17 protein-coding genes are annotated in these 19199 nt (G+C 64.4%); 8 read left to right on the forward strand and 9 right to left on the reverse strand.

The window, feature by feature from the left end; all coding sequences use genetic code 11:
* The first annotated feature begins 96 nt into the window (after window positions 1-96).
* Window positions 97-438 (forward strand): DUF4174 domain-containing protein, encoded by a 342-nt coding sequence (locus HN018_RS13345; protein ID WP_171836615.1) that lies wholly within the window; start codon window positions 97-99, stop codon window positions 436-438.
* A 177-nt stretch (window positions 439-615) separates the two neighbouring features.
* On the opposite strand, the gene HN018_RS13350 is transcribed toward HN018_RS13345, so the two are convergent.
* The 4 genes from HN018_RS13350 to araD all read right to left on the reverse strand — a co-directional run bounded on the left by HN018_RS13350 (window position 616) and on the right by araD (window position 5613).
* Window positions 616-1476, reverse strand: coding sequence for a type 1 glutamine amidotransferase (locus HN018_RS13350; protein WP_171836616.1), 861 nt, complete (start codon window positions 1474-1476; stop codon window positions 616-618).
* A gap of 166 nt (window positions 1477-1642) precedes the next feature.
* Window positions 1643-2956 (reverse strand): MFS transporter, encoded by a 1314-nt coding sequence (locus tag HN018_RS13355; protein WP_171836617.1) that lies wholly within the window; start codon window positions 2954-2956, stop codon window positions 1643-1645.
* Between the two features lie 67 nt (window positions 2957-3023).
* Complete coding sequence (locus HN018_RS13360) at window positions 3024-3827, reverse strand: NAD-dependent epimerase/dehydratase family protein (protein WP_204259526.1); 804 nt, start codon at window positions 3825-3827, stop codon at window positions 3024-3026.
* Window positions 3828-3846: 19 nt separating this feature from the next.
* Window positions 3847-5613, reverse strand: a complete 1767-nt coding sequence (gene araD / locus HN018_RS13365) for an L-arabinonate dehydratase (protein ID WP_171836618.1) — start codon at window positions 5611-5613, stop codon at window positions 3847-3849.
* Between the two features lie 116 nt (window positions 5614-5729).
* On the opposite strand from araD, the gene HN018_RS13370 reads away from it, so the two are divergent.
* Complete coding sequence (locus tag HN018_RS13370; protein WP_171836619.1) at window positions 5730-6467, forward strand: FadR/GntR family transcriptional regulator; 738 nt, start codon at window positions 5730-5732, stop codon at window positions 6465-6467.
* Between the two features lie 23 nt (window positions 6468-6490).
* Here the strand turns inward: HN018_RS13370 and HN018_RS13375 are convergent, their stop codons facing one another.
* Complete coding sequence (locus tag HN018_RS13375; protein ID WP_171836620.1) at window positions 6491-7438, reverse strand: beta/alpha barrel domain-containing protein; 948 nt, start codon at window positions 7436-7438, stop codon at window positions 6491-6493.
* 137 nt (window positions 7439-7575) lie between these two features.
* Here HN018_RS13375 and HN018_RS13380 point away from each other — a divergent pair, with 137 nt between their 5' ends.
* From HN018_RS13380 to HN018_RS13390, 3 genes are read left to right on the forward strand one after another with little or no spacing between them, the layout of a single operon-like run.
* Entirely contained in the window at window positions 7576-8859 is a 1284-nt protein-coding gene (locus HN018_RS13380) for an MFS transporter (RefSeq protein ID WP_171836621.1), read from the forward strand.
* Between the two features lie 2 nt (window positions 8860-8861).
* On the forward strand, window positions 8862-9794 hold the full coding sequence (locus HN018_RS13385; RefSeq protein WP_204259527.1) for an SMP-30/gluconolactonase/LRE family protein: 933 nt from the start codon (window positions 8862-8864) through the stop codon (window positions 9792-9794).
* Window positions 9794-10510, forward strand: a complete 717-nt coding sequence (locus HN018_RS13390; RefSeq protein ID WP_171836623.1) for a ribonuclease activity regulator RraA — start codon at window positions 9794-9796, stop codon at window positions 10508-10510. Before HN018_RS13385 ends, HN018_RS13390 begins: the two co-directional genes overlap by 1 nt.
* Before the next feature lie 503 nt (window positions 10511-11013).
* Here the strand turns inward: HN018_RS13390 and HN018_RS13395 are convergent.
* From HN018_RS13395 to HN018_RS13405, 3 genes are all read right to left on the reverse strand, one after another.
* On the reverse strand, window positions 11014-11565 hold the full coding sequence (locus tag HN018_RS13395) for a nucleoside 2-deoxyribosyltransferase (protein ID WP_171836624.1): 552 nt from the start codon (window positions 11563-11565) through the stop codon (window positions 11014-11016).
* 37 nt (window positions 11566-11602) lie between these two features.
* A complete protein-coding gene (locus tag HN018_RS13400) occupies window positions 11603-12061 on the reverse strand; it encodes a CHAP domain-containing protein (RefSeq protein WP_171836625.1) in 459 nt (152 codons plus the stop codon).
* 883 nt (window positions 12062-12944) lie between these two features.
* Window positions 12945-13247 (reverse strand): DUF2312 domain-containing protein, encoded by a 303-nt coding sequence (locus tag HN018_RS13405; RefSeq protein ID WP_408886803.1) that lies wholly within the window; start codon window positions 13245-13247, stop codon window positions 12945-12947.
* A 553-nt stretch (window positions 13248-13800) separates the two neighbouring features.
* Between HN018_RS13405 and zwf the strand changes: the two genes are divergently transcribed.
* From zwf to HN018_RS13420, 3 genes are all read left to right on the forward strand, one after another.
* Window positions 13801-15276 carry a glucose-6-phosphate dehydrogenase gene (zwf, locus tag HN018_RS13410; protein WP_171836626.1) on the forward strand — a complete coding sequence of 492 codons (1476 nt, stop codon included), beginning with the start codon at window positions 13801-13803 and terminating at the stop codon, window positions 15274-15276.
* Between the two features lie 9 nt (window positions 15277-15285).
* A complete protein-coding gene (locus HN018_RS13415; protein ID WP_171836627.1) occupies window positions 15286-16005 on the forward strand; it encodes an NUDIX hydrolase in 720 nt (239 codons plus the stop codon).
* Window positions 16006-16215: 210 nt separating this feature from the next.
* Window positions 16216-16896: a DUF1796 family putative cysteine peptidase gene (locus tag HN018_RS13420; protein WP_171836628.1), complete on the forward strand. Its 681-nt coding sequence runs from the start codon at window positions 16216-16218 to the stop codon at window positions 16894-16896.
* Window positions 16897-17794: 898 nt separating this feature from the next.
* Here the strand turns inward: HN018_RS13420 and HN018_RS13425 are convergent.
* Window positions 17795-19066: a glycerate kinase type-2 family protein gene (locus tag HN018_RS13425; protein ID WP_204259528.1), complete on the reverse strand. Its 1272-nt coding sequence runs from the start codon at window positions 19064-19066 to the stop codon at window positions 17795-17797.
* Between the last annotated feature and the right edge of the window lie 133 nt (window positions 19067-19199).

Raw genomic sequence — 19199 nt, forward strand, 5'->3', positions numbered from 1 at the left:
CAGCGTTTGGGCGGGCGATCCGATGAAACCACCCAACGGTCGGCTAGTTACCGTGCCGGGGGGTGTAAGATGGATGTAAGACTGAGGACAGGAGCGATGGCACTCGGTTTGATGACACTCATGGGAGCCACTCAGTCACCCAGCCGGCTGGTAATAGTGGTGGGGCAGCCTAATGATCCGCGGGTAATCCAGCAGCACGCCACGCTGGATCAGGACGCCGCAGCATTGCGCGAGCGGGACGTGGTGGTTCGGGGCATGACGCCTGAGGCTGCACAGCACGAGTGGCCTGATCCAGGGGATAAGCCAGAGGTGATATTCGAGGTGCTGCTGATCGGAAAGGACGGTGGCGTGAAATTGCGTCGCACAACGCCGGTAGCTTCATCTGAAATCACGAGACTTATCGATACCATGCCCATGCGGCAACGTGAGATGAAGTAGAACAAGTCAGCCTTCTTGCGCCTGCGAATGTATCGATTGTGTGAACATTCATCATCGGTGGGGCTCCCCCGGGTTCGCATCGCTCGGAAAGCTTACTCGATCGCATAATCATAGCGGCCCCTGGGCTTTGCCGTCGGGCTGGCCTTGCATCGCAGCTATTGCCCGCAATCGGGCAACTCAGCCACGAGACGCCCGGACCGGCAGAACCAGCCGCTCGAGGAAGTTACGGAGCTCACGCTGCCGCCGGGCTGTCTCCGTAATCTCGTCGTTCACGCCCAGGCGCCACTTCAGATCGCGGCGTACAGGTGCTTCGTCCAGCGCATCGAGCAGCGCGGCCTGATGTTCCACCTCGTCCTCGTCACGTGCCACGCCCTGCTGCAGAAGATCGTCCGACTGGCGGCGCATGGCGGCGGCGATCTCAGCCAGCGTGAGCTCCGGATGATACTGCACGCCCCAGAAGATGCCGCGATCGAGGCGGATTTCCACAGCCTGGACCGGGCATATCGCATTGCCGGCCAGAAGACTGGCGCCGGGTGGCAGGGTCTCGACCCGATCGGAGTGGATGCTGAGCGCATCCCACGAGGCCGGACGACCACTGAGCAAGGGATGCCCTTGCCCTGTCGCCGTCGCCGTGATGCGCCGCGCGAAGCCGATCTCGTGCCGGGCAGCCTTGCCCACCGTGCCCCCGGCTGCAGCGACCGCGACCTGTAGTCCCGCACAGGACCCGAAGCTTGGGGTGCCGGATGCGAACACGGCGCGCATGAAGGCGAGCTGCCGTCGCGTTTCTGACGTATCCTCGTACACGTGCATCGGGGATCCGCTGAGGAACACTGCGTCGTAGTCCCCCAGCGCATGCGGTGGAGTGGCCTCAGCGCCGATCTCGTGTGGCCTGACGATGTCGCAGACGGCCCCGGGCGCGATACTCCGTAGCGTGGCAATGTAGCTCTCGCCGGACGTGCGCCCCACGGTGGCGCGACGTGCGGCGCGTGCCTCGGCGGACTCGCTTTCTGCCACCAGCAGACGGAGCGGGGTATCCATGAAGCACCTGATGATCGTGAGGCGCCGAGATATGGATCCCGCTCGACCTTTTCAACCGGCCGGGGGCTGGGAAGCCTACCAGATCTGCACCCGCCATGACCGCTACACCCACACCGTTAACGTCTCCCTACGATCAACGATGTCCTAACCCGACAAGGAAGCGCTCCTACACTCTCGACGGCGGCATGCGCGGCAGGATTATGTGCATGAGCAGAAGCGCGAGGAGATAGGCGCTCGCCGCTGCAGCGAACAGGATCACGTAGCTGCCGGTGGCCTGCAGCGTATAGCCTGCAGCTTCGGCCACACCCATTCCGCCGATTGCACCGGCCAAGCCACCGATGCCCACCACGGAGGCGACGGATTGCGGCGGTGTCGTGTCGGATACCAGGGTATAGAGGTTTGCCGAGAAGCCCTGATGTGCAGCGGCCGCCAGCGCAATCAGCAACGTTGCCGTCCATAGGCCGCTGGTCAGTGGGGCCAGGAAGATCGGAACGACGCAGAGCGCGCAGACCAGCAACGCGATCTTGCGGGCGGATAACGGACTTACGCCGCGACGGATCAGCGACGACGAAAGCCAGCCGCCCGAGATGCTGCCGATGTCGGTGATGAGATAGATCGTCACCAGCGGTGCGCCCATCGCGCTGATGTTCAGCCCGTGCGTCCGGTGCAGGAAATCAGGCACCCAGAACAGGTAGAACCACCAGACCGAACTGGTCAGGAAGGTGCCGACGGCGTAGGCCCAAGTGGCACGGTAGCGCAGCAGCTGCAGCCAGGTCTCTCGCGGGCCGTCCAGGAAAGCTGCTTTGTCACCCCGGATGTAATCGCGTTCGGCATCCGACACCCGCGGATTATCGAGGAGCGGGCGATAGACCAATAGCCAGGCAACCACCCAGAAGAATCCAAGCGCGCCGGTGACGTAGAATGCCGAGTGCCAGCCATAACGCAACGTCAACCAGGGCACCAGCAGCGGTGTCAGCAAGGCGCCGACGTTGCTACCCGAGTTGAACAGACCGGTGACCAGCGCGCGGTCCTTCTGCGGAAACCATTCCCCGACGGTCTTGATGGCGGCTGGGAAATTCCCGCCCTCCCCCAGGCCTAAAGCGAACCGTACCACGCTGAAGCCTGCAACACTGCGCACCAGACCGTGTGCGACGGCGGCGAAACTCCAGAACGTGACGGCGCCGGCGAGGCCGAAGCGCACGCCAATCCTGTCGATCAATCGCCCGACGCCGGCGTAGCCGGCTGCATAGGCAAGCTGGAAGAAGAAGACGATATTGCCGTAGCCGATCTCGCTCCAGCCCAATTCCTTCTGAAGATACGGCTTCAGGATGCCGATGACCTGACGATCCATGTAGTTGATCGTCGTGGCCGCAAAGAGCAACGCACAGACCGTCCAGCGGTAGCGCGTCATGACCCCAACCAACGGAGCAACTGGCCCGCCGACCCGTTGTTTCGTATTTGGAGCGAGTGCAGTTTTCATGGTCCGTTTCCTTGCCTATTATTATTATCGGCTTTGGCAACCCTGAATTCTTTTGTAGTCGCTGCGTTTAACCGCCCGGTAATCCTTTCCTGCTCGTGTAGTCCGTGGCCGCAAAAGTACCGCCCTGGTAAAAGAAGGCCACTGGATCTACCGAAGCGGCGGCGGCCAGGATGGTCCCGGCAAAATCCTCCGCGTTCTGAACCGGCCTGTAGCCAAGTGCAGAAACGGCATCGTTGCTCCACCAGCGTCGCGTGTTGTTCGAGACGCCCCACACCGCCAGGCAATCGACGTCGCCTGCCTCGATGCAGCAACGCACAAGCTGCCGCAGATCCTCTTCGCCGAACCATGTACTGAGATGTCGCGTCTCCGTTGGCCGCGGCAGGGCGCTGCCGATCCGTAGCGAGATGCCCTCGATACCGTGCTTCTCCCAGTAGAGACGGGACATCGCCTCGCCCCAGACCTTGCTAAGCCCGTACAGGCTGTCCGGACGATAGGGCGCATCCAGTTCCAGCAGCTTGCCGCTCGCATGCATGCCGAACGCATGGTTGGAACTGGCGAACACCACCCGGCGCACGCCATGCCGGCGTGCGCCCTCATAGAGTTGGTGCAGTGCCGACAGGTTATTCTCGATGATCTCGGGTAACGGCCGCTCGACGCTGGTACCGGCAAAATGCAGGACCATTTGCGCGCCCGCGAGCGCCCGATCGATCACGGCCGGGTCGCGGAGATCGCCCTGCAGCACTGTTTCCGTCTCGCCGAGCGACGTGAGCGGCACCACATCGACGGAGCGCACGGCATATCCGCAAGCCAGCAGATACGGCCTGAGCACCCGGCCTATGGCGCCCCCGGCGCCGGTCATTGCCACCTGCATGATGCCCGTCTCCGCTGTATCAGTGGATCTCGGGCTCGGCAATCTGACCTGCAGCCTGCAGGAAATCCAGATCGCAGCCGCTATCCGCCTGCCCGGTGTGAGCGGAGAACAGGGCGCCATATCCGCGCGGATAATGCCTGGCAGGCGGCGTCCAAACGGCACGGCGACGTGCCAGCTCATCTTCGGCCACAAGCAGGGTCAGGCGCCGTTCAGGCACGTCCAGCTGGATCATGTCGCCGTTCTGCACCAGTGCAAGCGGACCGCCGACGAAACTCTCCGGTGCGATATGCAGGATGCAGGCGCCATAGCTGGTACCGCTCATCCGCGCATCAGACAGCCGCACCATGTCGCGCACGCCGGCCTTCACCAGCTTGGTCGGGATCGGCAGCATTCCCCATTCGGGCATGCCCGGACCACCTTGCGGACCAGCGTTGCGCAGCACCATCACATGATCGGCCGTCACGTCCAGGTCTTCGCGGTCGATCGCTGCCGCCATCTGGTTGTAGTCGTCGAACACGATCGCCGGGCCGGTATGCTGCAGCAGCCGCGGTTCGGCCGCCGACGGCTTCATCACGCAGCCATCCGGCGCCAGATTGCCGCGCAGCACGGCCAGGCCGTCGAGGGTCGAAACGGGCTTGTCCAGCGGACGGATGACCTCGTCGTTCCACACCGTCGCGCGGTCCAGAATTTCGCCGAGGGAACGGCCGTCGATATTGCGCTGCGTGAGGTCCAGCCGGTCGCGCAGCCGGGTCAGCAAGGCCGGGAGACCGCCGGCATAATAGAAATCCTCCATCAGGAAGCGTCCGGACGGCCGGATATCGGCAAGCACCGGGACGCCTGCGGAGAGTTCGTCGAACCGGTCGAGTGCCAGTGGCACACCGCAACGGCGCGCCAGGGCAATCAGGTGAATGATCGCGTTGGTCGACCCCGCCAGCGCGGCACTGGCGCGGATCGCGTTGTCGAACGCCGCCGGGGTCATGATGTCGGACGGCACGATGTCGGCCCAGACCAGCTCGACCGCCCGCCTGCCGCAGGCGGACGCCATGCGCGGGTGGTTGGCATCGGGCGCCGGGATCGATGACGAGCCGGGCAACGCCATGCCAAGCACCTCGGCCAGCGCCGTCATGGTCGCGGCCGTGCCCATCGTCATGCACACGCCGTCGGAGCGCGCGATACCGGCTTCCATTTCTTCCCAGTCGGCATCGGTGATGTTGCCGGCGCGTCGCTCGTCCCAGTATTTCCAGATGTCGCTGCCGGAACCCAGGACCTGGCCGCGCCAGTTGCCGCGCAACATCGGTCCAGCCGGCATGAAGATGGCGGGCAGTCCGGCGCTGGCTGCGCCCATCAGCAACGCCGGCGTGGTCTTGTCGCACCCGCCCATCAGGACGGCACCATCGATCGGTTGCGACCGCAGGTTTTCCTCCACCTCCATCGCGAGCAGGTTGCGATAGAGCATGGTCGTCGGCTTCACGAAATTCTCCGGAAGCGCCATGACCGGAATTTCGACCGGGAAGCCGCCGGCCTGCAGCACGCCGCGTTTCACATCCTCGACCCGTTGCGGGAAATGCGCATGACAATGCGCGAGTCCGCTCCAGGTGTTCACGATCGCGATCACCGGGCGCCCGGTAAACTCTTCCGGCGCGTAGCCCATCTGCTTCATTCGCGAGCGGTGGCCGAACGACCGGAGGTCGTTGATCCCGAACCAGCGATGACTGCGTAGATCCTCCGGGGTCCTTGGCGGATGCCGGGCCGCACGGTCCTGCACCCGATCGGTGTTGGTAGTCATTTGACCCCCCGGTCGCAGTCGCTGATTTTATACCGAAAGACTGCTCTGATCAGGACAACACGTCAAACGACATGACAAATCCATGATACACGTCAGACCGGATTGCGGAGGCCGCCATGGATCATAGCCCGGCAGGGCCGCCGGAGTTTGTGCTGCAGCCTGGCCGCCGGCAGCGGCTTGGCGACCAGCTTTATGGACAGATCCTGGAACAGATCGTTTCCGGCCGGCTGCGCGAGGGCGAGCGTCTGCCGTCCGAGTTGCGGATTTGCGAGATGTTCGGCGTGTCGCGGCCCGTGGTCCGGGCGGCCCTGTCACGCCTGCGTGCCGATGGGCTGGTTCAGGCGCGGCAGGGCGCCGGCACATTCGTGCTGCATCGGCCGGCGGACCGCCTGACCCGGTTCGCCGAACCCGGCCAGATCGCCCAGTTCCTGCGCTGCGTCGAGGTGAGGCTGCCACTGGAAGCCGCCGCCGCCCGCCTGGCAGCGGAACGACGCCAGGAGGCAGACCTCGTGCGGATCGAGGCCGCGCAGGCAGTGTGCCGCCGTGAACTCGACGAAGGCAGCCTGCGTGTCGAGGCCGATCTCGCGTTTCATGCCGCCGTAGCCTCCGCCTCCGGGAACGAGATGTTCACCGACATGTTGCATCACATCCAGGGCGTGCTCAGCGGCTTCATGCGTCTCTCGCTCAACCTCACCCGGACCGGCTCGACCGCACGCGCGCAGGCTGTGCTGCAGGAGCACGCCCACATCCAGTACGCCATCGTGAGCGGCGATGCCGAAGGCGCGGAAACGGCGATGCGGTTTCACATCGGCCAGGCGCGCCGGCGAATGACGGATCGTAATCGCGACCTCTGACCCCGGGCGGGCGGGCGGTTCCGTCAGGCGCTGCGTCGGCTGGCGCCATCGCGGCAAGTGGCTTCCACCGCAAGCAGTCCTTCCGTGACCGCACGCACTGCCGGCCTGTCGGCTTCGGCAATATTCGAAAGCATGGGCAGGATCGGTCCCATGTCGGCAATGCCCGACAACGAGACGGCATCGTGCAGCACGCTGATACCGCCGAGCGCCATGCGGACCTTCTCGAACGCCAGGAACGGCGCACGCAGGCGCTCGGCCTCCTCATGGTCATGCGCCCGATAGGCAGCGAGCAACGCCGTGGCCGCCGCGGGTGCGATGCACACGCCGCCCGAGGTCCAGGTGGCGAGACCATCCTCGACGATATGGGCATGCAGCGGTGTCTCGCCCATTCCGCTGGCGACATGGTCCGCGCCGACCGCCGAAACGATATCGGCGAGATAGGCATCGCCGAAGGGATCGTCGCGTTCGACGGCGTATTTCACGAACCGTATGACGCCATCCTTCATCAGACGTTCGATGCCCGCCGGCTCCAGATAGCCATCACGCTTGACATACAGCACGAGGCCGAAGCCGGTCGCCTGGACCGCGAGCCGCAATCCGCGCTCGATCCCGGCAGCATCGGAGGGGAAGCCGGCGGGCAGAGCCATGGCGTGGTGGAAACCGGCCTGGCGCAACAACGGGGCGGCATCGAGCATACGGCCGAGATCCGGACCGATCGAGGGAAGAACGACGGTCTCGCTCCCGGTTTGCGTGACCAGGAGGTCGAGCAGCACGCGTAGGCGGCCCAGATCGATATGGTAAAGATTGGCGTTGCCGCCATAGAGCAGGATGTTCACCCCGCCGCGCTCGATGTGCCGGATCAGCGTGCCGTTCGCCTCGGCATTGATGTCGAGCGTCGCGGTGAGAGGCAGTGGCGGCACTGCAACCACGGTCCTGCGATAATCCTGAGGCTCCAGGGGTGTGGCGCGCATGGTCTGGCCTCCGTTCGCGCCGGCGGCGCTGCTCCGTCCGATGTTGCGCTTCCACCCCCACTTGTCAATTTAAATAACCAATTTACCGAATGCGGTTCCAGGCCTAAGAGCTTGGTCCTCGTCATTCGAGTGGAGCCATGATGGACGCAGCACGGATAGAGGAGCGGCCCTCCAGGACGCGCTTCCTGGTGATGGCGATGATCTTCGTCACTGTCGTCATCAATTATCTCGACCGCAGCAATCTCTCGATCGCGGCACCGTCCTTCTCGAAGGAACTGCACATCGACCCGGTGCATCTGGGCATCGCGTTTTCGGCGTTCGGCTGGACGTACGCGGCACTGCAGATCCCGATGGGCTGGCTGGTCGACCGGATCCATCCCCGCGTGCTGTATGCCGCCGCCCTGGCGATCTGGTCGGCGGTCACCTTCTGCATGGGTTTCGCGAGCAGTTTCGTGGCGCTGCTGCTGCTTCGCCTTCTGGTCGGCGCTTTCGAGGCGCCCTCGTTCCCGATCAACAATCGTGTCGTGACGACGTGGTTTCCCGAACGCGAGCGGGCCGGCGCAATCGGCTTCTACACATCGGGGCAATTTGTCGGGCTCGCATTCCTGACACCGGTGCTGGCCTGGATGGATGTGGAATTCGGCTGGGCGTCGGTGTTCATGGCAACCGGAGCGCTCGGCCTGATCTGGGCGGTGATCTGGTTCCTGATGTACCGCGACCCGGTGAGTTTCCGAGGCACCAACCGCTCGGAAGTCGCCCTGATCACCGAGGGCGGCGGCGGCGTGTTCGGCGCTGGCCGCCAGCCCTTCAGCTGGCGCGATGTCGGCGTGGTGCTCGGGCGGCGTAAACTCTGGGGCATCTATATCGGACAGTTCGGGCTCAACTGCACGGCCTGGTTCTTCCTGACCTGGTTTCCGACCTATCTGGTCCACTACCGCCATCTCAGCTTCATCAAGGCTGGTTTCCTCGCATCCGTGCCGTTCTTTGCCGCCTTCGCCGGCGTCATGTGTTCGGGCTTCCTGTCCGACCTGATGTTGCGTCGTGGCGCATCCCTCGGCTTTGCGCGCAAGGTGCCGATCATTACCGGACTGCTGTGCTCGACGGTGATCATCGGCGCCAACTACGTCGATAGTCCTGCGGCGATCATTGCCTTCATGACCCTCGCCTTCTTCGCCAACGGCCTTGCCTCGATTACCTGGTCTCTGGTGTCCAGCCTCGCGCCGACCCGGCTGCTCGGACTGACCGGCGGCATCTTCAACCTGATGGGCAACCTTGCTGCCGTGGTCACGCCGATCGTCATCGGCCGATTGGCCACCGGCGACAGCTTCACGCGGCCCATCATGTTCGTCGCCGCAACGGCGTTGATCGGCGCGCTCTCCTATATTTTCCTGGTCGGCAAGGTCGAACGCCTGGAGGGATGATCATGCAGGATTGGCAGCAGAGTTCTTACCCAGACCCTGCGGTGCAGGCCTACGAACCCGCCTTCTCGCGGCTGGTGCTGTTCAACGCCGCGGTCGAACGTCTTGCGACGGGCTTTCGCTGGTGCGAGGGCCCGGTCTGGTTCGGCGACACACGCACCCTGTTCTGGAGCGACATACCGAACAACCGCATCATGAAATGGGATGAGGAAACCGAAACCGCCTCGGTATTCCGCAAGCCGTCCGATTTCGCCAACGGCAACACCCGCGACCGTGCCGGGCGGCTGGTCACCTGCGAGCACGGCACGCGCCGCGTTACTCGCACCGAGTACGACGGCAGCATCACAGTCCTGATGGATAGCCTGCGGGGGCAACGGCTCAACTCGCCGAACGACGTGGTTGTGCACAGGGACGGGACGATCTGGTTCACCGACCCACCCTTCGGCATCGCCGGCAACTACGAGGGCAACCAGGCGCAGTCAGAGATGCCGGAACGGGTCTACCGGATCGATCCTGCGACCGGTTCCATCACCATCGTTGCGGACGATATCGCAGGCCCCAACGGCCTGTGCTTCTCGCCTGACGGGCGCATACTTTACATCGTGGAATCACGCGCCAGTCCACGACAGATCCGCGCGTACACGGTAACCGCGGTAGGCGGTCTTACCGATGGACGCGTGCTGATCCGCGCCGACGATGGTGGCGCCGCCGATGGCATACGCTGTGACGTGCACGGCAATATATGGGCCGGCTGGGGCAGCGGCCCGGCGCTGGACGGTGTCATGGTGTTCGCTCCGGACGGAATGCGCATCGGACGGATCCGGCTTCCGGAACGCTGCGCCAATTTGTGCTTTGGCGGGCTGAAGCAGAACCGGCTGTTCATGGCTGCCAGCACCTCCGTCTACGCAATCTACGTCAACACGCAGGGAGCATCCTGATGCCGATCGATCCGGCGACACGTGCCAAACTGAAATCCGTCTCGACAGCGACCCTCGCCACCGCGCTGTATCGTCGCGGCCTGCGCAACCAGGTGATCCAGGGCGTTCGTCCCCTCTCACCGCCGGGCGCGGAGAGCATGGTCGGCCAGGCTTTTACACTGCGCTATATACCGGCACGGGAAGACCTCAACCCGCTGACCGCGTTTCGCGATCCGGCGCATCCACAACGCGTCGCCGTCGAGCGCTGCCCTCCAGGTGCCGTGCTGGTGATGGACAGCCGCAAGGATCCGCGCGCCGCATCCGCCGGTGGCATCCTGGTGACGCGGCTGATGATGCGGGGCGTTGCGGGGGTCGTCACGGATGGCGGCTTCCGCGACTCTGCCGAGATCGCCGCCCTGGGGTTACCCGCCTACCATCAGCGTCCATCCGCACCGACCAACCTCACCTTGCACCAGGCGGTCGACATCGACGTTCCGATCGGCTGCGGCGATGCGCCGGTCTTTCCGGGCGACGTGATCGTCGGGGACGCCGACGGCGTCATCGTGGTGCCGATCGACATTGCCGCCTCCATCGCCGACGAGGCGGTCGAGATGACGCAGTTCGAGAACTTCGTCATGGCTCAGGTCCGGGGCGGCCGCAGTATCGCCGGCCTCTATCCAGCGACGGACCCGATGACATTGATCGAGTTCGAGACATGGCGACGGGACCAAACCTGACGCAGCGGATTGGCTGGAACGACTTCCGGTGATAGCTGTGCCGGATCACCGTGACCTGGCCTTCTCGCCGCTTCCATGGTGTTCGTGCGGGACGAGCGGTCCTTCCACGTACTCAGGCTCCTGTTGGGACTGCCGAAACGGGCCAATTCGATCGAGTGCGAGACTGTAGCTTTTTTCGGATGCGTTCTACGGGCAGTTGCGGGTAGGGCGCGTGGTCGCCACCGGTATGCACGATGTGGGTGCCGCCGCTGTGAGACGTGTATCCGGCATCCACGACATCATCGTGCCAAGCAGGCTCCGGCCGCTCACGATGAACCTGAGCCGCTGGCCGGCATGTAAGACAAGCCCAACGGGAAGCATATCGATCTGGACGTCGACAATTTTTCCTCTGGCGAGCTTGTCGGTCCCGTCGAAGGCGTGAGCGGAAATGTCGTCACCGACCCTCAATAGTGCGCATCGAGTGCAACGATGCCCTCGGTCGATGAACACGCGGCACCGAGCGTTCAAGCCGCGAGAAGTCGCGCGACCGCATGCGCGATGGCTTCTGCCGCCGTCGCGAAAATGCCCTCGACACCCTTCGCCATCATCAGGTTGTCGGCCAGGCCGAAATCCTCGACCTGCATTCCGTCGCTGTCCCAAAGCTTCCCAGCGGATCGGGTCACTCTGGTGTAAGCACCAACTCGCTCCACGTAGGACCGCGGATCCGACGTGTAGCCGACGACCAGCTTCCCGAGAGCGGCCCCGACACCCATCTCGTATGCAGTGCCCGGATCCATCGACGGACCACGGAACGGCACCATGTCCGCGATGACGGCGTCGCACTGCCGGATAAGCTCCATGTTGGCGGCCCGGATCGCGCCGCTCAGGCCTGACTGCCCGGTCGTCTCGTCGATCTCGTTATCCAGCGGATAGAGGCCGATTGCGCCGTGTGCAGAACAGATGTCCTTTAGCTTCAAGCCTTCGGCGGTCGGGTCCGGGGCGAACACCGACGGACCGGCAAGGTAGAAGCGGAAGGGCGACCCGGGCCTGTGTTTGGCGTCAACGTTCTGCGACATCCCGCGTCCTCTCCAGACTAAAGCACCATCGGCCGGCTCAACCCGGCGATCGCGGCAGGATGAAGCCGTAGGCCGGATACATCGTACGACCCATGGACCGGCTCGGACGCCACCAGACACGAACCAGGCTCCAGTCGTTGACGGCCGATACATCGATGACTGGTGAGGCACGGTCGATACGACCCGGCTCCCAGTTTGCCTGCTCGACAACGATCTGGCGCGGTCCCAGCACGGCGCGTACGACCGACACGTGTCCGTCCGGAAGACGACTGGTCGAGCGCAGGACCAGGACCGCACCCGGCACCGGGCGATCCGCATGGCTGAAACGGCCTTCCGACTGATCCCACCAGCCCGCCGCCGGGCCGTTCAGGGGCAGCCCCGTCACCAATCGCGCGTAGGGCGCGCATTGCAGCCCACTCGCGCAGCCCGACAGCATGAAGCCAAGCAGGACGAAGCTGAACAGCTTTCGAGGCAGGCGACCGCAGAATCCTGCCATGTTCAGACCTCGCCCGGCGTCGCTTTCAGGAATTGGACGATCCCGTCGTAGCGCCAGTCCGATGGGTGGAAGGCGGTCAGACCTGGATGCCAGCCGGCTTGTGCCAGAACCGGACACACCTGCACATCTCGGCTTCGAGATCGGCGTTCAGGCACATCGTTGCGGTCCCAGGCATACGGTCGCATCGTGCTGATGACGTCGTCCTCCGGACTGTTCGGCAGTTCAAGATAGCGCGCGTCGGACTGATGCAGACACTGGCGAAGGCGAGCGGCAGGGCCTCGGGTGATGTGCTCGATGATGTCGTGGTCGGCTGCGCATTACCGCAGGGTATCCAGGCAACGATCGGGCGCAACGTCGTGTTCGGGCCGAACTGTCCGTCGGAGTGTCGACATGACGCTCAACCTGTAAGCGCATGCAACGAGCAGGTTCCGGTAGAGCTTTGTCGTTGACTGATTCAATATCAGCCTCCGAGGCCGCCGGCATCGCGGAGTAGCGGCACGAACACCTATCGGTCATGCGTGATAAACTGGTTCCACAAGATTGTTAGCGTAACTCGCAAAACGCTCGGGCAGCTGCTGGCGGCACGCACTCCAACCAAGGCAATGCATGCCATCAGCACACAGCCAGTTTGCTGCCGCGGAAGCGGCTGTCGGCGAGCGGTTGTTCGCAAGGGCGACATGCTTCGGACGCCCGGTCAAAGATTACCAATGGCTGCCGGAGAGCATGCGAGAAGCGGATCTTGTCGCCTCGGTGCGCCTCATGCTCAAGCAGCGGCAGTAAAATATCCGCAGACGCTTCCAGATCAGCAGACCGCGACCTGGGCCTACAGCTTCACATGCTAACCTGGGCAGCGAGATAGATCTACGCGCAGCGTGGTTACAGACTACATCCCCAACGCGCGGCGATATATCTCCAGGAGGGACTCCTGTTCCTCGACTTCCGCCGGCTCCTTCTTCCTGATCCGGATGAGCTGCCTGATGACGCCCGGGTCGAAGCCGCTGGACTTGCTCTCGGCGTAGATATCCCGAATGTCGCTTCCGAGCGCCTTCCGTTCTTCTTCCAGCCGCTCGATCCGCTCGATGATCGAGCGAAGCCTGTCCGCAGCTATCCCTCCGACGGTGGAATCAGGGTCTGCGGCCTGCCGGTCGCGGCTGATCTTCGCATCGTCCGACGTATGAGCTGTCATATCATCTGCCATATTCTGCCTCAGAACCGAACGTTCACTAAGATGTATTCCACGCTCGATCCTGGTGACGACCATGCATTACGCAACACTTGGACTACCTTAACCTATTGATCGAACTATCTTTGTTTCTGGTAGCTCGACGGGAGCCGTTGAATCCAGCCTAGCGTCGAGTTGCGGCCGTGGCTAATCGAGTGCCTTCCGTCCCTATGGGGAGCTGCGCACCGGGAGCACCAGCGCCAAAGCTTTCGGTCACGGATGCTCGGGTGCCAGCAAGCTTGGATGGCGCTTCCGTTCTGCGTCGAGCAGAGCTCGAATGCCGCCTACCGAACCTGCCGGCGGGTCGTCATGCCCGGCTGCGCGGCTGGCGCTTCAAGCGTCATGATCCCGTCTGTCTCCAAACATCACTGGCCACCCGTCCCCATCGACCGGCAAGGTCGCGGGGCTTACCTTGGCAGGACGCGCGCGGTCAATGAGTATGGACGGACCTCCCGGCTACCCGAGAACGCCCCGCCCAGGGGACCGTGCCGCCCCCGGACGAGCAGGAACTGACAGGATGCCTTCGATGAGCGCGATCGACACATTCGACTACGTGGTTTTCGGTGCGACCGGCGACCTGACCATGCGCAAGCTGCTGCCGGCGCTCTATCACCGGTTCCGCGACAAGCAGATCCCGGAAACCGCCCGGGTCATCGGGGCTGCCCGGTCGGTCCTGTCCGACGACGAGTACCGCGATCGTGCCGACAAGGCGCTGCGCCGGTTCGTGAAGCCGGACGCGCTCGACGAGGACCTGATCCATCGCTTCCTCGGCATGATCTTCTACGCCAGCGTCAACGGCGCCGAGGCGGACAGCACCTGGGAGAACATGACCAGGCTGTTCGACGACAGCGTCGCGGACAAGATCCGGGTGTTCTACCTGGCCACATCCCCGGAGCTCTACGGCCGCATCTGCGGCAACCTGGCCGCGAAGGGGCTGGTCACCGAGAGTGCCCGCGTCGTGCTGGAAAAGCCGATCGGACATGACCTCGACTCCGCCCGCGCGATCAACGACGAGGTCGGCCAGTATTTCGTCGAGACCAAGATCTTCCGGATCGACCATTATCTCGGCAAGGAGACGGTGCAGAACCTGATCGCGCTCCGCTTTGCCAACCCGGTCTTCGCCCGCCTCTGGAACGCGGACGCCATCGACCATGTCCAGATCACCGCGGCCGAGACGGTCGGCGTCGAGGGGCGCGGCGACTACTACGACCATTCCGGCGCGCTGCGCGACATGATCCAGAACCATCTGCTGCAGGTGCTGTGCCTGGTGGCGATGGAGCCGCCGGGCTCGCTCGACGCCGACAATTTGCGCAACGAGAAACTGAAGGTGCTGCGCGCGCTGAAGCCGATCAACGCGGCGGATGTGCAGCACGTGGCGGTGCGCGGGCAGTATGGCCGCGGCATGGTCGGCAAGGAGATCGTGCCCGCGTATCTCGAGGAGCTCGGCGAGGGCCGCCAGAGCGACACCGAGACCTTCATCGCGATCAAGGCCGAGGTTCATAGCTGGCGCTGGGGCAATGTCCCCTTCTACCTGCGCTCGGGCAAGCGCCTGCCGAACAAGGTGAGCGAGGTGGTCGTGCAGTTCCGGGAGACGCCCTGGTCGATCTTCAACACCAAGCTGGAGCCGAACCGGCTGATCATCCGGCTGCAGCCCGAGGAGGGGATCCAGCTCTCGATCATGAGCAAGGATCCCGGCCCGGACGGCATGGTGCTACGGCCTGCCAACATCGACATCTCGTTCGAGAAGGCGTTCGCAACCCGTTACCCCGACGCCTACGAACGGCTGCTGATGGATACCGTCCGTGGCGACCCGGTGCTGTTCATGCGCCGCGACGAGGTCGAGGCGGCCTGGACATGGGTCGAGCCGATCCTGAAGGCGTGGAAGGAGCATCCGGGCACGCCGCACCACTACACCGCCGGCTCCTGGGGTCCGGACGCGGCACGCACCCTCATCCAGGAGACCGGCCATGTCTGGCACGAGGACATGAAGTAGCCGCACGCCATGATCGGCGCCCCGACCGACTGGACCAGCACCCGGCTCGACGCGAAGGTCAGGCTTGTGGTGGATCGCACGGCGCCGACGCTGCCTGCCGAGATCGAGGCGATGATCGCGGCGTTCTGGGCCGAGCAGTGCGCATTGAGGCCATCCCTGTTCAACGGCCGGGTGTTCTGCGCTGATCGGGTAACCGCGTCCGAGATCGGCGGGCACTGGACCGAGTATCGGCGGACCTTCGCGCAACTGCTGCAGCCCTCGCTGTTTCCGCTGCTGTCGATCCGGGCGCTGGCGGTCAACGGGCTGGTCGAGTGCGCGGACGGGTTGATCCTGGGACGAAGGCAGCCTGGGTCGATCTATCTGCCAGGCTGCTGGCAGGCAGCACCGGCCGGGAACGTCGAGGCACGCGAGGATGACAGCCTCGACCTCGAGGACCAGCTCCTTGCGGAGTTGCAGGAGGAGCTCGGGCTGGGTCGTGACGACGTCGACCTGCTCAGGGCGGTCGCGGCGATCGAACATGGGGTGAGCCATGTGATCGATGTGGGCTTCCTGCTCCGCACGCGGCTGGACTTCGCACAGGTCCGGGAGCGCCACGCGCAGTCCGGGAATGACGAGTATGACGTCCTGAGGCTGGTGCCGGTCGCTGGGATCGAGCAGTTCGTCGCCGAAACCGGACCGGCCTTGCTGCCCTCGGCCCGTATCCTGATTGATCGCTGGCAGGCTCGCTGACGCCTGTTCGGCGCGCCGGAACCGACCGGCTATCCTCCGGCTTGTTGCGTGGCGTGGTATCTGGTGATGTCGCCGGGCCGTTCGGATAAGGCTGGCCCTGCATCTGGCAAGGTATCGGGTCGGTAAGCCGGCGCTTTGCTCAATCGGCGGAAAACTGCAGACTATGGGCCACCCGGTCCGGGACAATAGTGCGACGAGGCTATGGCGTTCATGTTCCAGTTCGTCTCGATCGGCGGCGACTGCCAGCCTGCCGCCCAAATCAGGAAACACCGGGTCTCGACCGCAAGCCATTTCTTCGACTGGATCGGCATTCCGATCCGGCAAACCATCGCGTTGATCGAGAACGACTTCAAGGGCTTTCTCGATCGCGAGAACATGCATCCGATCTTCGCCGGAGACGGATTCTACGGGATCGTCGACACGCGCTACAGGACCGATGTCCGGCACGAGATGAGCGAGTTCAAGCCGGCCGACATCCGGACGATCCAGGCGATGTATGCGCTCCGAAGCCGGTGGTTCATGGAAATGCTCGAACCGGACGAGCCGCCGGTCTACCTGGTTCGACTCTGGGGTCTGCGGGACGGAGACGAAAACGAGGCCGACGCGCGGGAACTGTACGAAGCGTTGCGCGCCAGGCGCCGCGACATCCGCCTGCTGTATCTGCACAACGATCCGACCAGGGGCGAACTGATCGAGGGCGCCTACCGGAGCAGCTATCTTCGCCAGCCGACGAACCCCTACTCGTGGCAGGGCGACGACGAAGCCTGGCGTTATGCCCTCAACGACTTCGCCTTGCGGATCACCGAGGGGCCCGACGAGGGCTTTCCGCTGCCCAGGCCCAGGCAACCGAATTTCACGACGACGAGACTGCGCAGCCGGCAGATCGCGTAGAGCATCGTCGGCATGAGTTCGGTTCGGTCTGGTCGGGTGAACGACATCATGCTGGCCAGGAACGTGCTCCGCGGCGGCTTCAAGCGTCTACACTTCCCGAGTATATTCGTTACAAAAGGATTGTGTTTCGGCATCGGGTCGCTCTATTGCATCCTGCCAGCAGCCAGCGCCGATGGCGGCCGCAATCCACCTTGCAGAGTGAGTCGTTGATGCCAGCCGCGATGGGTTTCTTTCGGCCAAGGACCCGCGTCCTCGAGCTTGTCCGTGTTGTGCAAGCCATGTTCCCCCAGCCGCCCCTTCACCCATACCGAAGCCGGCGGTGGAAAGATGCCTACGACGCCGGCGATGCCGTCTCGCCCGCGACATCGGAGACGCATCGAGCCGAACTCCTGCTTCGCGCTCCCGCAGGATATGAGGACGCGTTCGCGATGGGGCTCGATCACGGGACCGGCGAGGCGAACACCTGGTAGGCCCGCACGACCTGCAGCTGATCTTCGAAGCCGCTTCCCTGCCGGCCCCTTGCCCGCACGAGGTTGGCGGTCGTCGGTCGCCAGCCGCACGAGGCGTCGGTATTTGGATATCCCGTCCCGAGTTTGGATGGCGCGATTGCGGGCCGCCAAGCATTTCGGCGAGCTGGCTGACCGCTTCGCGACGGATATCGAGCGGCATGCGCAATCGATGCGTAGACGCACACATTGGAACGCCTCCAGGCATAGACAGCAAGAGTTCACCTGCGGCTGCAGCCAACGGCACCGCAGCTGCTGCGGTGCCGCGGACCGTCGCCCATGCAGGAGAAAGGCGCGCTGCGAGGCGATCGAGGCCAAGCCGTATGACCTCCTCGTCACGGCTGCACACGATCAGGAGCCGGTGCAAGCGGCTCTCGCGGCGCCGGCCCGGTTTAGCCAGGACGGATGATGATGGCCCGGAAGTCGTTCACGTTGGTGCGCGTGGGCCCGGAGACGAGGAGATCGCCGATCGCCGCGAAGGCGCTTCCCGACTGATGCCTGGCAAGCACCGTTTTGGGATCGAAGCCGGCGAGCCGCAGCCGGGCCACGCTCGTCGTGTCGAAGAAGGCACCCGCACCGCCGCTCATGCCATCGATCCCGTCGGTGTCGGCTGCCAGGCCGGTGATGGCCCCGGGTCCGCCCTCGACACCGATCGCGGCGGCGAGTGCGAACTCGGTATTGCGTCCGCCCTGGCCCGCTTCGCCGGTCACCGTGACGGATGTCTCGCCGCCCGAGAGCAGGAGTATGGGGGATGCGAACGGACGACCTCGCGCGGCGACCTCGTGGGCGATCGCCGCATGGAAGCGTCCAGCGTCGCGCGCCTCCCCCTCCAGCGCGTCGGACAGGATCGCGCTCGGCAACCCGTAGGCACGTTGAGCTTCTGCCGCCGCTGCTTCGAGCGAGAGCGCGGCCGATCCGATCACGTGCACCTCGTGGCGCGCGAAGTCGGGATCGGACGGGCGGGGTGCATCCGACGACGGATCGTGCAGCCGCTGAAGAAATTTGTCCGGAAGCGGCAGCCGCGCCCGCTCGACCAGAGCCAGCGCATCGTGGCGCGTGGCGGCGCTGGGGATGGTTGGCCCGGATGCGACTTCAGCGGCGATGTCCCCCGGGATGTCGGACAGCACCAACGTGACCACGCGGGCCGGGAAGGCCGCTCGGGCAAGACGTCCGCCCTTGATCGTCGAGAGATGCTTGCGGATGAGGTTCATCTCGCCGATTGGCAGACCGCTCTCGAGAAGCAGCCGGTTCAGAAGCTGTTCGTCAACCAGCGTCAGTCCGGGAGGTGGCGACGGCAGCAGGGCCGATCCGCCGCCCGACACCAGTGCCACGACCAAGTCGTCCGGCCCAAGCCCACGTACCGCGTCGAACAGGGCAATGCTGCCCGCCACCCCTCCTTCGTCCGGAACCGGGTGCGCCGCCTCGAGAACGGCGATCCGCTCGCACGGCACCGCATAGCCGTATCGCGTCACCACGACACCGGTGAGCGCATAAGGCCACGCCGCCTCGAATGCCTGAGCCATCACCGCGGACGCCTTGCCGGCGCCGACCACCACCGTCCGTCCGCGCGGCCTCTCCGGCAGGAAATGCGGCAGCGATCTCGCAGGGTCGGCGGCAGCGACGGCCACGTCGAAAAGCGACCGGAGAACAGCGCGAGTATCCATGTTCCGTCCTATCATCCTGTCGATCCGGGCGATCGGTCCTGCGACACCTGCAGCGCGATCAAGACGCGTCGCATCCTATGTCATCGAGGTATCTGCGCGGTGTTCGGTCGCGCGCGGCGAACCAGGGTTAGTC

The sequence above is a fragment of the Lichenicola cladoniae genome, from assembly GCF_013201075.1.
In the GTDB taxonomy this organism is placed as follows: domain Bacteria; phylum Pseudomonadota; class Alphaproteobacteria; order Acetobacterales; family Acetobacteraceae; genus Lichenicola; species Lichenicola cladoniae.

What these genes read in the sequence shown, in the direction of transcription:
- HN018_RS13415 (WP_171836627.1), top strand. Translation starts at nt 15,286, where the DNA reads ATGATCGGCGCCCCGACCGACTGGACCAGCACCCGGCTCGACGCGAAG.
- HN018_RS13405 (WP_408886803.1), bottom strand. Translation starts at nt 13,247, where the DNA reads ATGACAGCTCATACGTCGGACGATGCGAAGATCAGCCGCGACCGGCAG.
- HN018_RS13375 (WP_171836620.1), bottom strand. Translation starts at nt 7,438, where the DNA reads ATGCGCGCCACACCCCTGGAGCCTCAGGATTATCGCAGGACCGTGGTT.
- HN018_RS13400 (WP_171836625.1), bottom strand. Translation starts at nt 12,061, where the DNA reads ATGGCAGGATTCTGCGGTCGCCTGCCTCGAAAGCTGTTCAGCTTCGTC.
- HN018_RS13385 (WP_204259527.1), top strand. Translation starts at nt 8,862, where the DNA reads ATGCAGGATTGGCAGCAGAGTTCTTACCCAGACCCTGCGGTGCAGGCC.
- HN018_RS13395 (WP_171836624.1), bottom strand. Translation starts at nt 11,565, where the DNA reads ATGTCGCAGAACGTTGACGCCAAACACAGGCCCGGGTCGCCCTTCCGC.
- HN018_RS13355 (WP_171836617.1), bottom strand. Translation starts at nt 2,956, where the DNA reads ATGAAAACTGCACTCGCTCCAAATACGAAACAACGGGTCGGCGGGCCA.
- HN018_RS13420 (WP_171836628.1), top strand. Translation starts at nt 16,216, where the DNA reads ATGTTCCAGTTCGTCTCGATCGGCGGCGACTGCCAGCCTGCCGCCCAA.
- HN018_RS13425 (WP_204259528.1), bottom strand. Translation starts at nt 19,066, where the DNA reads ATGGATACTCGCGCTGTTCTCCGGTCGCTTTTCGACGTGGCCGTCGCT.
- HN018_RS13370 (WP_171836619.1), top strand. Translation starts at nt 5,730, where the DNA reads ATGGATCATAGCCCGGCAGGGCCGCCGGAGTTTGTGCTGCAGCCTGGC.
- araD (WP_171836618.1), bottom strand. Translation starts at nt 5,613, where the DNA reads ATGACTACCAACACCGATCGGGTGCAGGACCGTGCGGCCCGGCATCCG.
- HN018_RS13380 (WP_171836621.1), top strand. Translation starts at nt 7,576, where the DNA reads ATGATGGACGCAGCACGGATAGAGGAGCGGCCCTCCAGGACGCGCTTC.
- HN018_RS13345 (WP_171836615.1), top strand. Translation starts at nt 97, where the DNA reads ATGGCACTCGGTTTGATGACACTCATGGGAGCCACTCAGTCACCCAGC.
- HN018_RS13390 (WP_171836623.1), top strand. Translation starts at nt 9,794, where the DNA reads ATGCCGATCGATCCGGCGACACGTGCCAAACTGAAATCCGTCTCGACA.
- zwf (WP_171836626.1), top strand. Translation starts at nt 13,801, where the DNA reads ATGCCTTCGATGAGCGCGATCGACACATTCGACTACGTGGTTTTCGGT.
- HN018_RS13350 (WP_171836616.1), bottom strand. Translation starts at nt 1,476, where the DNA reads ATGGATACCCCGCTCCGTCTGCTGGTGGCAGAAAGCGAGTCCGCCGAG.
- HN018_RS13360 (WP_204259526.1), bottom strand. Translation starts at nt 3,827, where the DNA reads ATGCAGGTGGCAATGACCGGCGCCGGGGGCGCCATAGGCCGGGTGCTC.